The 2147-nt window shown below is 57.8% G+C and carries 3 protein-coding genes and 1 pseudogene; all 4 read right to left on the bottom strand.

Annotation, left to right across the window (positions count from 1 at the left end; genetic code table 11):
- Nucleotides 1-188, bottom strand: a pseudogene (locus IRZ24_RS19625) (hypothetical protein); the annotation flags it as partial.
- 105 nt (nucleotides 189-293) lie between these two features.
- On the bottom strand, nucleotides 294-599 hold the full coding sequence (gene pqqD, locus IRZ24_RS19620; protein ID WP_297168268.1) for a pyrroloquinoline quinone biosynthesis peptide chaperone PqqD: 306 nt from the start codon (nucleotides 597-599) through the stop codon (nucleotides 294-296).
- A complete protein-coding gene (pqqC, locus tag IRZ24_RS19615; protein ID WP_297168265.1) occupies nucleotides 596-1372 on the bottom strand; it encodes a pyrroloquinoline-quinone synthase PqqC in 777 nt (258 codons plus the stop codon). Before pqqC ends, pqqD begins: the two co-directional genes overlap by 4 nt.
- Before the next feature lie 78 nt (nucleotides 1373-1450).
- Nucleotides 1451-2147 (bottom strand): MBL fold metallo-hydrolase (locus IRZ24_RS19610; protein WP_297168262.1); only part of this gene is annotated, 697 nt, incomplete at its 5' end.

Raw genomic sequence — 2147 nt, 5'->3', positions numbered from 1 at the left:
CTCTCAAGCTGCTCCTGAGAAAGCTGAACTGGATTTGAACAGTAGGGACAGTGCAAGGGACAGCGATAGGTTAGCTCTGCTAAGAGACCAAAAGGGCGCAGCTTGCTACTAGGGATGCCCTCAGAGGTATCCTGCTCTTCTCTATCGGCTGCAGGCAGAAGATTCATCTCTTGCTCCTCAAGATACATGGTAATCTTCCTTCCTAGTTCTGAGCCGGTTTATTGGCATCTGCGCTACAGGAAGTCTGAAGCAACTCCAGACGAAGCGGGCTCGGTCCCTAGCCTCACCCTGGTCTACTCCAACAGGGCAATGAGATTCTGATCTCTGAGTGAGCAGAGGCACTCATAAACATCGCGTTGCAATTGCTCGGGACTAGCCTCGTAGCGGCTAGCCAGCTCCCGAAGAATCTCCGCCAGAGTATGCTCACCGTTGCAGAGCTGCAAGATAGCAGCGGCGGTCTCGTTGAGCATTAGAACGCCCTCGGGGTAAAGCAAGATAGGCTGGCTGCTCAAACGATCGATCTCCAGCCGCGCTCTAGGCAGCAGACAGGGTCGGAGGTGGTCAGAAGGCGGGACCCAGTGCTGACTATGATGGCTCATAATCGACCTTCCTGCGGCAGGAGACTGGCAGCGCTGGTATTGGAGGGAGTCAGCGCGCTCTCGGCGGCCAGAGGGCCATAAGCGAATTGGAGAGCGTCGAGCATGCTCCACAGCACATCACATTTGAAGGCAAGGGCCTGCACGGCAGCCTCTTGAAGCTGGCGCGTAGTGCAGAAGCGTACGGTCAACTCCAGTGCCTGGGAGGCATCGCGCGGCGCCTGCTGTAGACGAGCACGGAAGTAGTCCAGCCCCTCGGGGGCAATCCAGGAGTAGTAGCGTTCGAAGGCTGCCAGACGTTCACGCATCAGGTCGGGAGCGAACAGCTCTGTGAGAGAAGACGCAATAGCCAGAGGCCACGGCTGCTGGCGGGCGAAAGTTACATAAGCATCGACGGCGAAGCGTGTTGCGGGCAAAACAAGTTGACCACTGAGCACCTCCTCGCGCGCGAGGCCACTGGCCTCTGCTAGCTTCAGCCAGGCAGCAATGCCGCCCTCGCCGTCGCGCTCGCCATCGTGATCACGAATGCGCTGGAGCCAGAGGCGGCGCACCTCTGGAAGGGGGCAGTTAGCGATGATGGCAGCATCTTTCATTGGGATATGCTCTTGATAATAAAAGCGATTCGCGATCCAGGCGCGAATCTGCTCAGGGGTCAAAGCTCCCCGGTTCATTGCCTGATGGAAGGGATGGAGATGATGGTAGCGAGTCATACCCACGGCCCGTAGCTGGGTCACGAAGGTCTCGCGATCCCACGGCTCAAAATGTTCTGCACACATGATAGCCTCTCTCTTCGCTGTGACTTTGCTCCGCTGGCTGGCCTCTCTCCTTCCGAAAAGCAAAAGCTGCTGCCTTGGTCATAATCTGAATTCCAACCCATCCCAGCCGACAGTGACCCCTGCGGCACGTACGGCAGCGTGCTGGGGAGATTCCTCGGCCAGGATGGGATTAGTATTGTTAATGTGAACATAGATCCGATAGGGAATAGGAAGCGAAGCCAGCCAGATCAGGCTGCCCTCTGGTCCGCTAATTGGAAGGTGGCCCATACTGCTGGCTGTTTCCTGGGCCAAGCCCTGCTCTTGCAGCTCATGCTCGCTCCAGAAGGTTCCGTCAAGGAGAAGCGCGTCGCAGGCCTGCAGGTAAGGCCGCAGATGTTCCTCCGGGTAGGCCAGACCTGGCAGGAAAAGCAGACGTCCGCCCGTCCGTTCATCCCTAAGATAGTAACCGAAGCGAAAGCAGGAGTGAACCGAGGGTGAGCTAACCTCTGCCATATAGCGCGGCGGCCTGCCAGCCAGTGGAATGGCCTGAAAGAGCAAGCCGCTGGGGCGGCCCGAGGCAGTCAGCAACGGTACAAGTTCCCTGGCTGGCTCGCGCCACTCAATGCTACAATAGTGAGCCAGCAACTGGGGGAGAGCAAGCCCCTGACTCAAGGCCTGCTGCACTGCAGCAGGCGCATAGACAGTCAATGCCGAACGCTCTCGAAGGAGCAAGAGACCAAGCGTATGATCAAGATCGGCATCAGTCAGTAAAATCGCTTCGATAGGGGTGCCGCGC

The sequence above is a fragment of the Thermogemmatispora sp. genome (genome assembly GCF_019683755.1).
In the GTDB taxonomy this organism is placed as follows: domain Bacteria; phylum Chloroflexota; class Ktedonobacteria; order Ktedonobacterales; family Ktedonobacteraceae; genus Thermogemmatispora.
Note: the sequence above shows the minus strand (reverse complement) of the source record. Positions and strands in the feature narration are given on the sequence as shown.

What these genes read in the sequence shown, in the direction of transcription:
- pqqC (WP_297168265.1), bottom strand. Translation starts at nt 1,372, where the DNA reads ATGTGTGCAGAACATTTTGAGCCGTGGGATCGCGAGACCTTCGTGACC.
- pqqD (WP_297168268.1), bottom strand. Translation starts at nt 599, where the DNA reads ATGAGCCATCATAGTCAGCACTGGGTCCCGCCTTCTGACCACCTCCGA.